This is a genomic window from Brachybacterium atlanticum, from assembly GCF_025669985.1.
Lineage (GTDB): Bacteria > Actinomycetota > Actinomycetes > Actinomycetales > Dermabacteraceae > Brachybacterium > Brachybacterium conglomeratum.
This window is the reverse complement of sequence record NZ_JAKJJW010000019.1, coordinates 26457-42691: the sequence shown is the minus strand read 5'-3', so window position 1 is coordinate 42691 and position 16235 is coordinate 26457. Positions and strand designations below refer to the sequence as shown.

Annotated in this window: 14 protein-coding genes; 7 read left to right on the top strand and 7 right to left on the bottom strand. The window is 71.9% G+C overall.

The window, feature by feature from the left end; genetic code table 11:
• Positions 1-16: 16 nt before the first annotated feature.
• From L3K22_RS10630 to L3K22_RS10620, 3 genes are read right to left on the bottom strand one after another with little or no spacing between them, the layout of a single operon-like run.
• Complete coding sequence (locus L3K22_RS10630) at positions 17-2605, bottom strand: transglutaminase TgpA family protein (protein WP_263311362.1); 2589 nt, start codon at positions 2603-2605, stop codon at positions 17-19.
• Positions 2602-3951 carry a DUF58 domain-containing protein gene (locus L3K22_RS10625; protein ID WP_263311361.1) on the bottom strand — a complete coding sequence of 450 codons (1350 nt, stop codon included), beginning with the start codon at positions 3949-3951 and terminating at the stop codon, positions 2602-2604. The genes L3K22_RS10630 and L3K22_RS10625 overlap by 4 nt, the downstream gene beginning before the upstream one ends.
• Entirely contained in the window at positions 3948-4979 is a 1032-nt protein-coding gene (locus L3K22_RS10620) for an AAA family ATPase (protein WP_263311360.1), read from the bottom strand. Before L3K22_RS10620 ends, L3K22_RS10625 begins: the two co-directional genes overlap by 4 nt.
• A gap of 274 nt (positions 4980-5253) precedes the next feature.
• Here L3K22_RS10620 and L3K22_RS10615 point away from each other — a divergent pair, with 274 nt between their 5' ends.
• Positions 5254-6384: an MSCRAMM family adhesin SdrC gene (locus L3K22_RS10615; protein ID WP_263311359.1), complete on the top strand. Its 1131-nt coding sequence runs from the start codon at positions 5254-5256 to the stop codon at positions 6382-6384.
• Between the two features lie 237 nt (positions 6385-6621).
• Here L3K22_RS10615 and L3K22_RS10610 read toward each other — a convergent pair whose 3' ends face one another.
• Positions 6622-7854: an MFS transporter gene (locus tag L3K22_RS10610; protein ID WP_263311378.1), complete on the bottom strand. Its 1233-nt coding sequence runs from the start codon at positions 7852-7854 to the stop codon at positions 6622-6624.
• Positions 7855-8182: 328 nt separating this feature from the next.
• Between L3K22_RS10610 and L3K22_RS10605 the strand changes: the two genes are divergently transcribed.
• On the top strand, positions 8183-9475 hold the full coding sequence (locus L3K22_RS10605; protein WP_263311358.1) for a Fic family protein: 1293 nt from the start codon (positions 8183-8185) through the stop codon (positions 9473-9475).
• Positions 9476-9491: 16 nt separating this feature from the next.
• Here the strand turns inward: L3K22_RS10605 and L3K22_RS10600 are convergent, their stop codons facing one another.
• Positions 9492-10487, bottom strand: coding sequence for a formylglycine-generating enzyme family protein (locus tag L3K22_RS10600; RefSeq protein WP_263311357.1), 996 nt, complete (start codon positions 10485-10487; stop codon positions 9492-9494).
• A gap of 52 nt (positions 10488-10539) precedes the next feature.
• Complete coding sequence (locus tag L3K22_RS10595) at positions 10540-11304, bottom strand: TetR/AcrR family transcriptional regulator (protein ID WP_263311356.1); 765 nt, start codon at positions 11302-11304, stop codon at positions 10540-10542.
• Positions 11305-11466: 162 nt separating this feature from the next.
• On the opposite strand from L3K22_RS10595, the gene L3K22_RS10590 reads away from it, so the two are divergent.
• From L3K22_RS10590 to L3K22_RS10575, 4 genes are all read left to right on the top strand, one after another.
• Positions 11467-12291 (top strand): sugar phosphate isomerase/epimerase family protein, encoded by an 825-nt coding sequence (locus L3K22_RS10590; protein WP_263311355.1) that lies wholly within the window; start codon positions 11467-11469, stop codon positions 12289-12291.
• Positions 12288-13424: a Gfo/Idh/MocA family protein gene (locus L3K22_RS10585; RefSeq protein WP_263311354.1), complete on the top strand. Its 1137-nt coding sequence runs from the start codon at positions 12288-12290 to the stop codon at positions 13422-13424. Before L3K22_RS10590 ends, L3K22_RS10585 begins: the two co-directional genes overlap by 4 nt.
• Before the next feature lie 522 nt (positions 13425-13946).
• On the top strand, positions 13947-15074 hold the full coding sequence (locus L3K22_RS10580) for a patatin-like phospholipase family protein (RefSeq protein ID WP_263311353.1): 1128 nt from the start codon (positions 13947-13949) through the stop codon (positions 15072-15074).
• Positions 15075-15250: 176 nt separating this feature from the next.
• Positions 15251-15430 carry a hypothetical protein gene (locus L3K22_RS10575; RefSeq protein ID WP_263311352.1) on the top strand — a complete coding sequence of 60 codons (180 nt, stop codon included), beginning with the start codon at positions 15251-15253 and terminating at the stop codon, positions 15428-15430.
• A 110-nt stretch (positions 15431-15540) separates the two neighbouring features.
• On the opposite strand, the gene L3K22_RS10570 is transcribed toward L3K22_RS10575, so the two are convergent.
• Positions 15541-15864 carry a carbohydrate-binding protein gene (locus tag L3K22_RS10570; RefSeq protein ID WP_263311351.1) on the bottom strand — a complete coding sequence of 108 codons (324 nt, stop codon included), beginning with the start codon at positions 15862-15864 and terminating at the stop codon, positions 15541-15543.
• Between the two features lie 124 nt (positions 15865-15988).
• On the opposite strand from L3K22_RS10570, the gene L3K22_RS10565 reads away from it, so the two are divergent.
• A complete protein-coding gene (locus L3K22_RS10565; protein ID WP_263311350.1) occupies positions 15989-16198 on the top strand; it encodes an ATP-binding protein in 210 nt (69 codons plus the stop codon).
• The last annotated feature ends 37 nt before the right edge of the window (positions 16199-16235 follow it).

The following is a 16235-nucleotide window of genomic DNA, read 5'->3' as shown; positions in this document are numbered from 1 at the left end:
TCCGGCCCCGCGCGGCTCAGCGCGCGGTGCGGATGAGCCCGACGATCCGGTCGGCGTCATGCCGCAGGGGGTGCTGAAGGCGCTCCTCCGCGGGGGCGGTCTCGGCGTCGCCCCTGGCCGCCGTGCCTGCCGGCGTGGCCCTCGCGCCGTCGTGCCCGGTCGTTCTCGCGGCTGCGGGCAGCGGTGCGGCGTAGGCGGCGGCGGTATAGGCGTCGGCGAGGCGGGCGGCGGCGGCGCGGTCCTCGGCGGTGACCTCGGGCGTGCCCTCCGCGATGCGTTCCAGCAGCTGCTCGACGGCGCGGTGCGGGGGCAGCGCCGGGTCCATCGCGAGGCGCGTCGGCGGCCTCCCCCAGGCGCCGGTGAGGCCCAGCCAGCGGATCGCCGTCGCCCGCACCTCGAGCTCGTGGGTCAGCTCCGACCAGGCCAGCTCGCCGGCGACGCGGCGCAGCCGCTCGGCCTCGAGCGCGGCGACGGAGCCGTCGCTCGCCGTACGGGACGGGCCGCCCCCGCTCTCCGCAGCGGGCTCTCCGCTCCCGCCGTCTCCTGCGCCGCGCTCCCCCGCTCCGCCGCCGAGCGTCGCCCAGCGCTCCTCGCGATGTCGGATCCGTCGGCGCCGGATCACCAGCACCACGGCGGCCGCGGCGGCGGTCAGGAGCGCGCCGAGGCCGAGCACGCTCACGGTGCCCCACTCGATGCGCTGGACCGTCTGGGGTGAGGGGCCCTGCTCGGCGGTCTCGTCCTCCTCGGTGCTCGCGCTGCTCTGCTCCTCGGTGGTGCCCTCCTCGCTGCTCGCGCTCTCCTCGTCCGCGGTCGGGGTGTCGGGGGTCGTCTCGGGGGTCTCGACGTCCTCCTCGCTCGCGGAGAGGTCGGTGACCTCGGGGGTGCGCACGCCGTTGTTCGCGGCGGCGGGGGTGGGCTCGAACTGGACCCAGCCGTGCTCGGGGCCGAACCACACTTCGGGCCAGGCGTGGGCGTTGCGGGCGCTGACGGTGCGCTCGTCCCCGTCGGAGTCCCCGGCGGTGAAGCCGATGACGACCCGTGTGGGATATCCCTGCGCGGTCATCATCAGCGCGAAGGTCGAGGCGAACTGCTCGCAGTAGCCGATGCGGTCCTCGAGGAAGGACTCCAGCGGGTCCTCCCCCGGCGGGGTGTTCACGGTGAGGGAGTAGGCGAAGGCGGTGCGGAAGTAGTCCTGGAAGGCGACGGCCGCGTCGAAGCCGTTCTCCGCCCCGGCGTCCTGGACGAGCTGCTCGGCGAGGTCGGCCGCGACCTGCGGCACCTCGGCGCGGTCGGTGTAGCCGGTGTCGAAGGGGGCGCTCGCCGCGGCGGGCGTGACGGCGCGCAGCTGCTCGGGGGTGGAGGAGCGCGGCTCGGAGAGCACGGTGTACTGCTGACCGGTCAGGCCCTCGGGGACGAACTCGAGCTCCGCCTCGCCGTCGACCGGTCGCAGGGTCAGCGCACGCTCCAGCGCCGGGGTCGGGGAGCTCACCTCGCGCACGTTCTCCGGCATCGGCAGTCGGTCACCGCCCAGGCTCATCACCTCCACGTCGGTCTCCTCGAGGTCTCCCGTGCCGTCGCTGACCGCCCTGCCGTCGTCTCGGGCGTCGGAGAAGGAGGAGGCGAGGTCCGGCTCCTCCCCGTCGCCGGCGTGGAAGGTCTCCCCGTCGAAGCGGTTCAGGGTGCGCAGGCGCAGGTAGGAGGGGTCCTCGGCGGTGGTGGTATAGCGCAGCACCTCGGTGTCGGACTGCTCGAGCAGGGAGCGGCGCACGGAGACGTCGTCGTCGATCATGACGGGGCCGAGCTGCGGGGTGTCGGGGTCCTGCCAGCGGTTCAGCACGTCGACGTTCAGCGCGATCCGCGGCGGGACCAGCTGGGGCAGGGCCGCGCCGAGCACGGGGGCGCCGGCGGCGACGAGCGCGACGCACAGCACTGCGGCGCCGAGGGTGCGACCCGGAGTGGGGACGGGCCCGGCCTGCGGGCGGCGGTCCCCCTCGAGATAGCGGGGGTCCCCGTGGACGGTGCGGACGGCGAGGACCGCGGCACCGGCGGCGACCGGCGCGGCCACCTGCCACCACGCCCCGCCCGAGGGCTGCTGCAGCGCGGGCACGAGCACGGTGCCCATCAGCAGCAGAGCGGTGGGGGTGTGCCAGCCGAGGTCGAGGTACAGCAGGTCCAGCAGCAGGGCGAGCAGCGCGACGAGCACGACGATGATCACGGTCCCGGGCGCGCCGAGGACCAGCGGCGGCAGGCCGGAGGCGAGCTCCTGCACGCCGAGCCGCAGCACCTCGGGCTGGGAGGCGAGGACCGCGACCGGCCCCTCGGACCACGGGGCGAGCCCCTGCGCCTTCTCGACGACGAGCATCAGCACGAGGATCAGACCCAGCTGGAGCAGCGGCACCAGCACGGTGCGGGAGAGCAGGTGACGCAGCACGATCCCGCCGAGGATCACGGGGGCGGCGCCGGTCAGGGTCAGCACGAGCCAGGAGGTGCCGGCCAGCAGCTGGGAGGTGGGCGCGGCGGCGAGCAGCAGCGCGATCAGGAGCAGCAGGGCGCGGCCGGTGAGGTGGGGGCCCTCGAGGGAGGGGCGGCCCATCAGCGGGCTCATCGCTGCTCCTCCACGGCGGTGGTGAGCAGGTCGTCGAGGGTGTCGGCGGAGGAGCCGCGCACGAGGGCCCAGGTGCCCAGGCGCGAGCGACGCGGCGGCCGCTGTGAGCGCGCGGCGGCGAGCTGCTCGGCGTGCTGCTCGTGGGCGTGGCCGAAGTCGTCGCCGTCGGCGGGGCCGACGCGGCGGGCACGACGGGGCGTCTCGGGCTCCTCCTCGGGCAGCGCCGCCTCCAGCGCGATCGCGGTGCGGCGCGTGGCGCGGCCGGCGAAGCGGTCCAGCTCGAGGCCGGCGAAGGGCTCGCCCAGGTCGGCGCCGAGCGCGATGGCGAGCTCGGCATGACCGGCGGCGTGGTCGCGGCCCACGCCGTGCTGCTCGTCGTCGTCGAAGTCGACCTCGGCGAGCGCGAGGAGGGAGGCGCGGCGCTCGAGCGCGTCGGCCTCGCCGCCCAGCAGGGACGGGCCGGGGACGCCGCGTCGGCGCTGGGTGCGGGTGATCTCGTCGCCCGAGGCGTCCACGATCCGCACCTCCCAGCCGTTCCGACCCAGGGAGTCCAGCACGGTCGCGGCATGGGAGACGAGCGCCTCCTCGACCTGCCCCTCGAGCCCGTCCCGCCGGGTGGTGTCCAGCACGACCACGGCGCTGCGGCCCGCGGTCGGCTCGTCCTCGCGGGTCATCAGCGTGCCGGTGCGGGCGCTGGCCCGCCAGTGGATGCGGCGGATGTCGTCGCCGGTGGCGTAGGGGCGGGCGATCGGGCCGATCTCCCCCACCCCCGCGACGGGCGCCGCGGCGGCCACGGCGCTGTCGGCGATGCCGGTGGAGCGCTCCGCGGCGGTCGACATCTCGGCCACCACGGGCAGGCCGGTGATCCGCAGGCCGTCCTCGACGGTGCGGCAGAGGTGGAACAGCCCGAACACGTCGCGCACCAGGACCGAGTACGGGCCCAGCGCATGGCCGCCGCGCCGACTCACGCGCAGCACGTGCGGCATCCGCCTCGCCAGCGGCAGGTCGCCCTGGCCGCCGAGCTCCTCCGGAAGGTGCTCGCGCACCACGCCCCGGCCGAGCGGCACCACGGTGATCCACGGGCGGTCCCGCATCTCGAGCATCACGCGGGCGGAGCCGCCGACGGGCACCGCGTCGTCCACGACCCGGCGCCGCGGGGAGATCCCGTGACTGACGACGAGGATCCCGATCGCTCCGACGGCGAGGACCAGCACGAGGCCGGCGGCGAGCTGCCGGGCGGGCTCGATGCGGGTGAGGTCGCCCAGCAGCCACAGCGCCGCGCAGGCCACGAGCACGACGACGCCCCGCCCGGTGGGGCGGAGGATCGTGCGTGCGCGGCCCCTCACGTCTGCGGGGTGCTGCGCAGGACCTGGTCCACGAGCTCCCCGGCGCTCGCGCCGCGGGAGAGCGCCTGCGGGGTCAGATGGAGCCGGTGGCGCCAGACGGGGAAGATGACGTCGGCGATGTCCTGGGGGGTGACGAAGGTGCGGGCGGCGAGCGCGGCGTTCGCCTTCGCCGCGCGCACCAGGTGCACGGCCGCGCGGGGCGAGGCGCCGAGGGTGACCTGGGGGTGGGAGCGGGTCGCCTCCGCCAGGCGCACCACGTACTGCAGGATCACGGGCGAGGCGTAGACGCTGCGCACCGCCCGCACCTGGGCGGCGATCCGCTCGGGGCTGGTGCGCCGGCGGACCGCGTCGACCACGTCCCGGTCCCCCTCGGCCACGGGCCCGGCCTGCGCCTCGAGCATCCGCGCCTCGGCGGAGGCGACGGGATAGCCCATCGAGGTCTGGGCGAGGAAGCGGTCGCGCTGCGCCTCGGGGAGGCGGTAGGTGCCCTCCATCTCGACGGGGTTGGCGGTGGCGACGACCATGAACGGCTCGGCGAGCGCGTAGGTGGTGCCGTCGACGCTGACCTGCCGCTCCTCCATCGCCTCGAGCAGGGCGGACTGGGTCTTCGGGGAGGCGCGGTTGATCTCGTCGGCCAGCAGGATCTGTGTGAACACGGCGCCGGGACGGAACTCGAACTCGCCGCTGGCCTGGTTGAACACGCTCGCGCCGGTCACGTCGCCGGGCAGCAGGTCGGGGGTGAACTGGATGCGGTGGCGGTCCGCGCCGAGCGCGGCGGAGAGAGACTTGGCGAGCATCGTCTTGCCGACGCCGGGGATGTCCTCGATCAGCAGGTGCCCGCCGGCCAGGAGCACCAGCACCGCGATCCGGGCCACTTCCTCCTTGCCCTCGACGACGGTCGCGATCTCTCTCACCACCGCGGAGGCGTCCTCGGCGATCTGGTGGGCCCACTGCTCCGACAGGACCTCGGGCGGCTCGCTCCCCTGCAGGTCAGGGGCGATTCCGGCGCCGAATTCTTCCAGGATCATCACAGGCTCCTCCGATGCGCACCCCAGTGGTGTTCGTGAAAAGTTTGCCGGGGGATGAATTCATCGAGGTCCCCCGGGGCGCCGTCGCCTCTTACAGTATGGCTGGTCCTCCCCGTTCACCCGAAGGGTTCCGATGTCTGTCCGCCGTACCGTCGCCCAGTCCTCTGCCGGGCTGCTGCTCCTCGCGGCGTTCGCTGCCGGACCCTCGGCGGTGTATGCCGCGCCTGGTGATCCGTCCGATGGCGGCGGTGGTGAACAGCCGAGCAATTGCGAGATGGACCCCGATTACGTCCCGGTCCTCGCCATCTCAGCGAGCGAAGTCGCACCCGGTGACACCGTCACGCTGACCGTGACGTGCCTGCCCGAGCGTGGACCGATCACCGCGAAGGTCGTTCCGCCCGGCGGCGCCGGAGAAGACGACCCCGAGGGCGGTGGAGATGCGACCCCGGGCGGTGAGCAGACGTGGACCTATACGGTTCCAGAAGACGCCGAGAACGGAGACATCTACAGCTTCGTTCTCTCGATGCAAGACGGGTGGAATGACAACCGAACTTTCACCGTCGTGGTCGAGGACAACGGTGAAAGCGGCGGAGACAATGGCTCCGGCGGGGACGAAGGCGGCGGAGACAACGGCTCCGGCGAGAGCGGCGGCTCCGACGACAGCGAATCAGGGTCCGGCGAAGGCGGCGACGGAGGCGACGACTCCGCGGAGTCCGGTGAGAACGGCGACGGCTCGGAAGACACTGGCCAGGAGCAGGGCGGCGACGACCAGAACTCGGACAACGACGAGGTAGTCGACGGCGGCTCCGACACCGAAGACTCCGGCTCCGACGACGACCAGAAGCAGGACACCGAGGACAAGGGCAGGTCCGACGACACCGAAGACTCCGAGGAGGAGCAGGAGGGCGGCGACACCACCGCGTCCGACTCCCCCACCAAGCACGTCCCCGGTGATGAGGAGGACGGCGACACCTCGGCATCGGCCGCGAACGGCAACGCCGCGAGCAGGGGCAGCGCCCCTGCCCAGCCGCCGGCCGCCCCCGGCTCGGCGACCAACGACTTCCCGGCCGCCCCGCAGGAGACGACCGCGGACCATAAGCAGTCGGCCGCGCTCGCGGTGCTGATGACCAAGCTCTTCTCAAGCGGCGTGTCCTCGGGCTCGGTCGGCACGACTCCCGACCAGGCCCGCACGGTGATCGACCCGTCGGCCGACGCCTCCGAGATCGAGGTGCCCGCAGGCTCCGACAACGGCGGCTCGAGCGACGACGGCTCGGGCTCCGAGTCCTCCGACGGCGATGCGCTCGCCGCGACCGGATCGAACATGCTGGTCCCCGCCGGGATCGCGGCCGCCGCGATCCTGCTCGGCGTAGGGCTGAAGATCCACCAGATCCGCCGCGGACGCTGAACCGTCGGCCGGCGCCGACCCGCACCGCCCCACGGTGACTGCTCGTTCACCGGGCCGAGTGCCTCGACGACGCAGGTTTTGTGGCCTGGAGGACCGATGTCGGCCGCCGCATGAGTCGTGGGCCCACAGAACGTGTGCTCCGCGCTGGTCGGGCCGAGCGATGCGGAGCCGGCGCCGGTCGGAACGCCCGATGCGGGGACCGGCCCGTGGAGGGGCGATGGTTCGCCGGAGCCCGCGTCAGGCGGGGGCGCCGCGGCGGGTCTGCAGCGCGATCAGCACGCCGATCAGCAGCGCGCCGACCACGAGCGCGAGCCCGCCCACGGCGACGGCGCCGCTGACGCCGAGCAGCGCGCCGAGCCAGCCGATCGTGATGCCGTTGCCGGTGCGCATGCCGCTGCCGATCATCGAGTAGACGCCGACGACGCGGCCGCGCTGGTCCTCCGGGGCGCGCAGCTGAACGAGCGCCTGCCCGATCGCGGTCGCGGCGAGATTCGCGACGCCGCCGATCACCAGCGCGATCAGCGCGATCGGATAGCTGGTCGTGGTCGCGACGATCAGCGAGGTCAGCCCGAACATCACCGCCGCGATCACCGCACCGCGCACGTCGACCTTCAGGATCCCGGTGGCCTCGAGCAGGAAACCGCCCACCACTCCCCCGATCCCGTTGGCGAACAGCAGCGCTCCGTAGCCGAGCCCGCCCTCGTCCCCGGCGCCGAGCACCTGGGCGAAGTTCGGCATCGCCACCTGCAGCGACGCGCCGACGCACACCGCGATCAGGCCGGCGAGCGCGATCATGCCCACCAGCACCCTGTCGCTGCCGACCGTGCGCAGCACCCGCGGAGTGTCCAGGATCGAGACCCGCTCGCGGCGCACGAAGCCGCTGCGGGAGTGGCCGGTGAACGGAGTGCGCAGCATCAGCAGCGTCATCGGCAGGTAGAAGACGATGTTGGCGAGGATCCCCCACGTCGGCCCCAGGAGCAGCAGCAGGAGCGAGCCGACGACCGGCCCCGCGAGCACGCCGAGGGACTTGAACGTCGCGTTCAGCCGCACCGCGCTGGGCAGCTCGGCGGGCTCGGCGAAGTCGTGCAGCATAAGCTGCTCGGCCGGGCCCCACAGCGCCCCGGCGCAGCCGTGCAGCACCAGCAGCACGCAGGCGCTCCACATCTCCAGCGTCCCGGTCAGGAACAGCAGCCCCCAGCTCAGCGACACGAACGCGAAGAGGCCCTGGGCGATCTGGATGATGCGTCGGCAGTCGTACTTCTCCGCGAGCCCGCCGAACAGCACCGAGAACAGCAGGAACGGCAGCCAGTGGCTGATCACCTGGAAGCCCACCAGCCAGGGCGAGGCGAACACCTCCCACAGCACCCAGTAGGTGATCACGTGCTCGATGTTGTCGCCCATCATCGACAGGCCGGCGGTCATCAGATACGGGCGCGAGTGGCGGTCTCGGAGCGGGCCGAAGCGGCGCAGGGTCGGCGTGGCCGTGGGGATCGACCTTCTTCGTGGGTCTCGTGGGCGGGACAGGCCTGTCGTGCGGAGCCCGTCTGCGCCGGAGAGGCGCTGGTCAGAGGGTCGGGGTCGGGCTCAGCCTATGGTCGGGCGCCGACAGCGGACCAGGGCGGCCCGATGGGAGAGACCCCGTGGGCCGACTGATGTCGGAGGTCGAAGAGAGCTGCCGAGTCGCTCGGCGGCGATCGGCGCCGAGATAACTCCTAAGGCGGCCCCCGTCGGCCATTCATCCAACTTTAAGGGTTATCCTTGGCTCCTTGAGCTCTACCCACCACCTTAGGGACTATCCATGGGGCACTACTCGAGCCACTACTGGGAGAACCCGCACGACTCCGGCATCCCTCGCTCCGATCGGCGTTCGGGCGACTACCGCGCCTACACGCCCACAGCGCTCGCGGGCATGCGCCTCGCCATCAGCCCCGCGGTGGACGCCGAGGTCGCCGCGGCCGAGCGGGCGGTCCGCTCACTGAACCGTGGCTCGCATGGAGATCTGGGACTGGTCTCGCGGTTCCTCCTGCGCTCGGAGGCGATCGCGTCGTCCTACATCGAGGGGATCACTCCCAGTCCGCGGAACGTCGCCCTGGCAGAACTCGCGCTCGACGAGGACGTCCGGGGCCTGACCGAAACGGCCCAGCAGGTCGCGCGGAACATGACGATCGTGCGGGCCGCCTCCGACGCGCTCTCGACGAAGGACGCGCTGACCATCGGCGATCTCGAGACCCTTCAGTCCTCCCTCATCACCGACCCCCCAGATCTGCAGGGGGTGCGCACCACACAGAACTGGATCGGCGGCTCGCGCTACCACCCCCTCGACGCGGCGCATGTACCGCCCCCTCCGGAGCAGGTGCGGAGCCTGCTCGAGGACCTCGTGCTGTACATGGCCGGCGCCGCTCATTCACCGATCGTGCAGGCCGCACTGGTCCACGCGCAGTTCGAGACGATCCACCCCTTCCCCGACGGGAACGGCCGTGTGGGCCGCGCACTGATCCACACCGTGCTCACCCGTCGCGGGCTCACCTCGGAAGCGATCCTCCCGGTGAGCTTGGTGCTCGCGACCCTCCACGAGGAGTACATCGCCGGCCTCGGCGCCTTCCGGATCGAGGGAGGGCCGGGATCCCCCGAGGTCTTCGCCGCGTACGATGCCTGGATCAGCACCTTCGCCCATGCCGTGCACATCGCTGCCGAGCAGGCAGCGGACCTGGAGCGGCGACTCGCGGAGCTGCGTGAGGAGTGGTCGCGGATCATCAGCGACGCACGGCACCGCGAAGGCAGGGTGCGCGCCACCCGTCGGGACTCGGCCCTGTCAACCATCCTCGATGCCCTGCCCGGCACGCCCGTGCTCACCACCTCCACGGTGACACGGATGCACGGGGTGACGACGACTGCGGCCCAGAACGCACTGGCACGCCTGGCGGAGTACGGCATCCTCGACCCGATCTCGATCGGGCGGGCGCAACGCGCCTATGTGTCGCTCGACGTCCTGGACCTCATCACGCACAGCGAGCGGGCGATGGCGAGCAGGGACTTCGACACGGCGAGCTCACCACCAGTGCGTGCGGCGCCCGCTCGCCCTGAGCGATGAGTGCGCCGCGTCGCGATCACGCCTCGCCGCGCCGCCGGCCGAGGGTGCGGAAGCCGCCGTTGCCCATCGACGAGTCGGGGGTGTTCTGCGAGCGGGCGGAGTTGCGGTAGCGGTTGCAGTAGGAGAGGTGGCAGAGGTAGCTGCCGCCGCGCATGACGCGGGCCTGCCCGGTCTCGGGACCGACGGGATCCGTGACCAGTGTGCGCTTCTCGGCGGTGATGCCGCGGCGGTAGGCGGCGGGGTGGAACCAGTCCTCGCACCACTCCCACACGTTGCCGACCATCTGCCACAGGCCGTAGCCGTTGGGCTCGAAGCTGCGCACGGGCGCGGTGGTGAGGTAGCCGTCCTCGCAGGTGTTCCGGCGCGGGAACTCGCCCTGGAAGATGTTGGCGCGCCAGCCGCCCTCGTCGACCTCCTGATCGCCCCAGGGGTACTTCGCCCCGTCGATCCCACCACGGGCCGCGTACTCCCATTCGGCCTCGGTGGGCAGTCGGCGCCCGGCCCAGTCGCAGTAGGCGATCGCGTCGTTCCAGGAGATGTGCACCGCCGGGTGGTCACCGCGGCCGTCGAGGTCGGAGTGTCGACCGCCGGGGTGGCGCCAGTCCGCACCCTTCACGCCGGCCCACCACGGGGTGCCGTCGGCCGGCCCCATCACGTCCTCCTCGGGCGCGGAGAACGCGAGGTGGAAGACAGCGGAGAACCCGAAGCTCTCGGCCTCGGTGACATAGCCGGTCTCGTCGACGAAGCGGGCGAAGGCATCGTTGGTGACGGTCGTGGCGTCGATGTCGAAGGCGCTGAGCGCGACCTCGTGGCGCGGCGTCTCCCCGTCGGCGCGGTTCTTGTCGCCGGAGGAGTCGCCCATGATGAAGGCGCCGGCGGGGACGGTGATCTGCTGGATCTGGTGGCGGCCTTCGCCGGCCGAGGGCGCCGGGCCGGCAGCCGGAACGTTCAGATCCCCGAGCAGCTGCTCCCGGCTGGGCGTGCCGCAGCCGCAGCCGCATCCGCTGGTCATCGGTGATTCTCCTGTCGTCGATGCGCGTCCCCCGTACTGCCCCGTCAGCCCCTCACGGCTCCAGCAGCACCGCGAACAGCTCGAGGGTCTGCTGCAGCTGGATCGAGGGCTCGAGCAGCCATTGGATCTGCAGGCCGTCCGAGGCGGCGACGATCAGGGCCGCCATCTGCTCGGGGTCGACGTCGGCTCGCACCCGGCCCGCTGCCTGGTCCTCGCGCAGGCGGGTCGCGAGGCTGCCGCGCACGTTCTCGAAGCGGGCGGTGAAGAATTCCTTCGCCGGTCCGCGCTCGCTCTCCAGCGAGGTCGCCACCAGCGTCGAGTAGAGCTGGACGAGCCCCGGCACCTCGAGGTTCGCCATCGCGGCATTGGCCATCACCTCGACGGCGAGCTCGTCGTCGAGGGCGGTGGGACCTTCCCGCTCGAGACGGTCGAGGTCGCGCCTGCGCTCGGCATGCTCGTAGACGGCGACCAGCAGCTCCTCACGGGAGGAGAAGTAGTGCAGCAGCGCGCCGTGGGAGACGCCGATGGCCTCGGCGATCCGGCGCAGCGAGGTGCCGTCGGCCCCGCGGTCGCGGAACACCTCGATCGCGCGGTCGAGGATCTCCCGCCTCCGCGCGATGCCCTTGGAGTAGGAGCCCTGACGGCCGATGCCGCGTGCCCGCGCCGCTCTGGCGGCCGACGGACCAGCCGGTCCGGCGGCGTCGTCGGCAGGGGTCGCGGGGCGGTCTGCCGAGGTCGCGGAACCCCCGGCGGGGCTCGATTCGGAGCTCGCGGCAGGGTTCGCAGGGTCCTCGGCGGGCTCGTCGTCGGTGCTCATGGCGCCACAGTATGCGCCGTCGGCCGCCGATCCCAGACAAAACCTCCAACTGGTGGGATCCGGTGCTACGCTGTCGCCCACGCACCGCCCCACCCCTCGCGCGCCGCGGGCCGGCGAGTGCGACCCGCCCTCTGACGACGACGTACCGAAAGCAGGTCACCCGTGGCATTGCCCCTCGCCTCCGTCCAGCTGTACACGCTGGCCGCGGAGTTCTCCGCAGACATGAACGGCTCCCTCGACAAGCTCGCCGGCATCGGCCTGAAGAACGTCGAGGCCTTCGACTTCGTGCGCCGCCCGAAGGAGATCCGCGCGGCACTGGACGCCTCCGGCCTCGCCTCCCCCACCGGCCACGCCCCGCTGCTCTCCGACGAGCTGTGGACCCCGGACGGCTCCATCCCCACCCCCTCCAACGAGGTCGTGTTCGAGGCCGCCGCCGAGATCGGCATGAAGACCGTCATCGACCCGATGGTCCCCACCGAGCGCTGGCTCACCGAGGACGGCGTGAAGGACATCGCCGAGCGCCTCAACGCCGCCTCCGAGAAGGCCAAGGAGTTCGGCCTCGCGGTCGGCTACCACAACCACGCCCAGGAGTTCCTCGCGGACTTCGACGGCCAGACCGCCTACCAGCGCTTCCTGTCGCTGATCGATCCGTCGGTCGAGATCGAGCTGGACCTGTACTGGGCCCTCGTCGGCGGACAGGACGTCGTCGCGCTGGTGCAGGAGCTCGGCGACCGCCTCGTCGCTATCCACGTCAAGGACGGCATCAAGCCCGAGTCCAACCCCTTCGCCCCCGGCGCCCCCAAGTTCAGCTCCTCGAGCCTGGACCAGCGCCACGCCGGCCAGGGCGAGGTGCCCACCGTCGAGGCGATGAAGGCGGCGACGAACGTCAAGTACGCCGTCATCGAGTACGACAACGCCCCCGGCGACGTGTTCGAGGACGTCGAGAACAGCTACCGCTTCCTGATCGACGGAGGACTCGCAGCATGAGCACCCCTTTCAACGGCCCCGTGGGCGTCGGCTTCATCGGCACCGGAGTCATCTCCGACCAGTACCTGACGAACCTCACCACCTTCCCTGACCTCGAGGTCCTGATCCTCGGCGATCTCAACACCGAGGTCGCCGCGGCCCAGGCCGAGAAGTACGGCATCCCCGCCTCCGGCACCGCGCAGGACGTGCTGGACCACCCGGGCGTGCAGGTCGTCGTGAACCTGACCATCCCCGCCGTGCACACGGAGATCTCCTCGCAGGCGATCGCCGCAGGCAAGCACGTGTGGACCGAGAAGCCGCTGGGCCTGGACCGCGAGTCCACCGCCGCGCTGCTCAAGCAGGCCGACGAGGCCGGGCTGCGCATCGGCTGCGCCCCCGACACCGTGCTCGGCGCCGGCGTCCAGACCGCCAAGCGCGCGATCCTCGACGGCCTCATCGGCCGCCCGCTGTTCGCGCAGACCTCCATGCAGTGGCAGGGCCCGGAGGTCTTCCACCCGAGCCCCGCCTTCCTCTTCGCCAAGGGCGCCGGCCCGCTGCTGGACATCGGCCCGTACTACTTCACCACCCTGGTGAGCCTCTTCGGCACCGTCGAGAAGGTCGCCGCGATGGGTCTGAAGGCGCAGGAGGAGCGCGAGATCCTCGTCGGCCCGAACAAGGGGCAGAAGTTCCCCGTCGAGCCGCCGTCGACCATCTCCGTGCTCACCCAGTTCGAGGGCGGCCAGACCGGCACGTCGCTGGTCAGCTTCGACTCGCCGCTCGCGCGTCAGGGCATCGTCGAGATCCACGGCACCGAGGGCTCGCTCTCGATCCCCGACCCGAACATGTTCGAGGGCCGCATCGCCTACGTGCGCCCCTTCGAGTCCTTCGGCGAGGCCCCGCCCGTGCAGGAGTGGATCGAGATCCAGCAGGAGGGCCCGGTCACCGGGCGCGGCCTGGGCCTGCTGGACATGGTCCGCGCCATCCAGGACGGTCGCCCGCACGTGGCGAGCGGCGAGGTGGGCTACCACGTGCTGGACATCATGCTCTCCGCGGAGGAGTCGGCCGAGCGCGGCGAGTTCGTCACCGTCGAGTCGTCGGTAGACCCCGTGCCGGTGCTGCCCGAGGGCTTCGACCCGCTGGCGAAGACGCTCTGAGCAGGGGGTTCTCAGCAGAGCGTCCGAGCAGGGCGCTCTGACCAGGGCCTCCGCAGGATTCTGACCCGCCGGGGTCGGTGCGAGCGATCGCATCGGCCTCGGTGGGTTGTTGCGTGGGTGGGGGCAGGACGGGACGGCGCGGGGTGCGGGCTGGACGGGGCAGACCGGGCAACACGCGATCGAGACCTGAGTTTGTGACGGTATGAGGCCCAATACCGTCACATCGCCACGTCTCGGCGGCGGGAAGCGACGTCGTGGACCCGGCCGGCGCGGGGCCGGTGAGCTTTTGTGGCCGTGAGGACTCATCTGCGGGCTCGCATGAGTCGCCGCAGGCACAAAACTTTCGGCCCGAGCGAGGTCCTGCATGACGCGCCGTCGCAGGTCGGCCGGTCAGCAGACATGGGCTTTCGAGCACGCCATTCGCCCATGTTCGCTATCCCTGCGTCGTGGATCTGTCCACCGGCCTGCCCGCGGTCGGGCCGCGTCGGCTCGGCGTCGGACCGCTCCCCTAGCCTGGGCGCCATGACGTCCCCGCAGCCTGCCGTCTCGCCCGACACCCCGCCGAGCGCCGCCCTGCACTCGAGAGATGAGGGCAAATCTGCGCACGTCGGGGCTGAGGGCAAATCTGCGCAGGGCGGGGGCGAGGAGCTCTCGCGTCGGGTCGACCTCGTGATGGAGGGCGGCGGGGTCAAGGGCATCGCCCTGGCTGGCGCCATCGAGGTGCTCGAGGAGCGCGGCTACCGGGTGAACCGGGTGGCGGGCTCCTCCGCCGGCGCGATCGCGGGAGCGCTGGCCACCTCGGGGATCTCCGGCACGGAGATGGTGGAGATCCTGCGCGGAACGGACTACCGCGAGTTCGAGGACGGCCCGTGGTGGACCCGGACGATGCTGGGCAAGGGCCTGGCGATCCTCGCGCACCTGGGTGTGCATCGCGGGGACGCGCTCGCGGCCTGGCTCGAGCGGCAGCTGGAAGAGCACGCAGGACCGGACTGGACCGGCACCTTCGCGGATCTGCGCTATCGCGACCCGGACCCGGCCCAGCAACTGAGCGGAGCGCAGGCCTTCCGCCTGGTGGTGACCGCCTCGGATCTGAGCGCGGGCCGCCTGCGCTATCTGCCGACGGACGCTGACGCCTTCGGCACCGGGCCGGAGCAGCTGCGGGTGGTGGAGGCGGTGCGGGCCTCGGCCTCGATCCCGCTGTTCTTCCGCCCCGTGCGGTGGAAGAACACCCACGGCAGGACGTCCGTGCTGGTGGACGGTGGGATGCTCTCGAACTTCCCGACCTCGGTCTTCGACCGCCCAGGCGGCGAGCCGCCCCGCTGGCCCACCTTCGGCCTCAAGCTCTCCGCGAAGCCCGAGGCGGATTTCGGGGTGCGCAACCACATCCGGGGCCCGCTCTCCTTCGGCAAGGCGGTGGTGGACACCGTCACCGGGTTCTACGACCGGATGCACATCGACGCCTCCCACGCCGTGGCGCGCACGATCTTCATCGACACCGCCGCGGTGCGTCCCACCCAGTTCGACCTCTCCGAGGCCGAGCGTGAGCTGCTGTATCGCAAGGGTCGTGAGGCGGCGACGACGTTCCTCGACGGGGACGATGCCCGCGAGGCATGGGACTTCGAGCGGTATGTGGAGCGGTTCCGGGCATAGGCGCCGGAGCCAGCCGCCGCTTGCCGCCATGCACGCCGGCTCGGGGCGAGCGGCATCGAGTACGCCGTGTCCGGGCTGCTCGCTGTGCCGGAGGATCGCACCGCTGCGACCTCCCTGGGTCCCTCCTGCGCGGAAGCATCCTCCTTCCCGCGGCATCGTTCCCGCACCGCCCGCTCATGCGGTTCTCGATGGCCGCGGTGCGCAGCCAGGTGACGGTGGCGATCCAGGTGGCGCTCGAGACCAGCCCCGCATCGGCGGAGGCCATGATTCCGGAGAAGAACGTCAGCCCCCTCAGCACCGCGATGCTGAGGTGCGTGCCGAGCAGGATGATCAGCTGGGCGAGGATCTCGCGGTAGGGCCACCAGCAGTGGGAGCCGAGTCATCACCTGGTTCATCGCCGCCGACACTCCGACTACGGGGTCGCCATCATGCGCATCGCCACCGGAGAAGCACGGGCTCCACCGACTCAGTCGCCGCCCCCGTCGGAGGGGGCCGAGGTTCTCGCGGCGACTCCCCCTGATTCGACCAGTTCAGTCACCTCGTCCTCGTCGAGGATCCGCCAGGGCGAGGCGCTCGCGTCGACGTGAGCGCTCTCGGGGCTGTCGCCCTGGGTCCACCAGCGGGCCTGGTAGAGGGTGCCGTCGAACAGCACGATCTCTCCGCCTTCATAGGTGGCGGATCCGGTCCATGCGGGCGCGATGTCGTCGGGCACCTCGAGGGTGGGGGCGGGGGTCTCCCCTGCGAGAACCGGACCGATCAGGGTCCATGGCGTCTCGGAGTCCTGGAGCACGGGGTTGTCAGGCGCTCGCCCTCGTTCCACCACTTGGCGATGTACACGTTGCCCCGCCACACCACCTTGATGCCGGCGGTGTAGGCGTTGCGTTCGCTCCAGAACTGGTAGGGGCTGAATCGGGATGACAGAGCAGGAGCGCGGGCACGTGTTCGAGAACTTCTATCGCACCGAGCATGTGCGCAACGCCGCGGTCCCCGGCACCGGGCTGGGGCTCGCGATCTCCCGCGGATTCGTGCGCGCCCACGGGGGCGACATCACGGTCGCCTCGGAACGGGGCGTGGGTTCGAGCTTCACGGTGCGCCTGCCCGTCGAGGGGCCTGCCGAGCAATGACCGCCGCCCGGAACTCCTGGCCTCTGCCGTAGTGCAT

Coding starts and splice junctions, on each gene's coding strand:
- L3K22_RS10630 (WP_263311362.1), bottom strand. CDS start 2,605: ATGAGCCCGCTGATGGGCCGCCCCTCCCTCGAGGGCCCCCACCTCACC.
- L3K22_RS10620 (WP_263311360.1), bottom strand. CDS start 4,979: ATGATCCTGGAAGAATTCGGCGCCGGAATCGCCCCTGACCTGCAGGGG.
- L3K22_RS10615 (WP_263311359.1), top strand. CDS start 5,254: ATGGACCCCGATTACGTCCCGGTCCTCGCCATCTCAGCGAGCGAAGTC.
- L3K22_RS10605 (WP_263311358.1), top strand. CDS start 8,183: ATGGGGCACTACTCGAGCCACTACTGGGAGAACCCGCACGACTCCGGC.
- L3K22_RS10600 (WP_263311357.1), bottom strand. CDS start 10,487: ATGACCAGCGGATGCGGCTGCGGCTGCGGCACGCCCAGCCGGGAGCAG.
- L3K22_RS10595 (WP_263311356.1), bottom strand. CDS start 11,304: ATGAGCACCGACGACGAGCCCGCCGAGGACCCTGCGAACCCTGCCGCG.
- L3K22_RS10585 (WP_263311354.1), top strand. CDS start 12,288: ATGAGCACCCCTTTCAACGGCCCCGTGGGCGTCGGCTTCATCGGCACC.
- L3K22_RS10580 (WP_263311353.1), top strand. CDS start 13,947: ATGACGTCCCCGCAGCCTGCCGTCTCGCCCGACACCCCGCCGAGCGCC.
- L3K22_RS10575 (WP_263311352.1), top strand. CDS start 15,251: ATGCGGTTCTCGATGGCCGCGGTGCGCAGCCAGGTGACGGTGGCGATC.
- L3K22_RS10565 (WP_263311350.1), top strand. CDS start 15,989: ATGACAGAGCAGGAGCGCGGGCACGTGTTCGAGAACTTCTATCGCACC.